The organism is Arthrobacter sp. CMU6 (assembly GCF_059090205.1).
This window is the reverse complement of record NZ_JBNHFL010000125.1, coordinates 1-259: the sequence shown is the minus strand read 5'-3', so window position 1 is coordinate 259 and position 259 is coordinate 1. Positions and strand designations below refer to the sequence as shown.

The 259-nt window shown below is 63.3% G+C and carries 1 protein-coding gene; it reads right to left on the bottom strand.

The features are described from left to right. The coding region (gene mbhE, locus AC5RWD_RS23355) for a hydrogen gas-evolving membrane-bound hydrogenase subunit E (RefSeq protein WP_494022285.1) at window positions 1-259 on the bottom strand (259 nt) is incomplete at both ends.

The window sequence follows — 259 nt, the reverse complement described above, 5'->3', positions numbered from 1 at the left end:
CCAGAGCCAGCACGGAAATTTCGCCGAACGTGTCCCATGCCCGGATGTCCACCAAAATGACGTTGACGATGTTCCTGCCGCCGCCGTCCTCGTAGGCCAACTTCGGCAGGGCAAGTGATATCGGATCTGCCGTGCGTGCCGCCATCGCGGTCATCGCGATCACGATCATGGTCAGGCCAAACGCCGCACCGATGATGGCGCGCAGCAGTTTGAAACGCCCGGGTGTGCGCAGCCATAGCCGCGCCGGCAGGGAACGCAG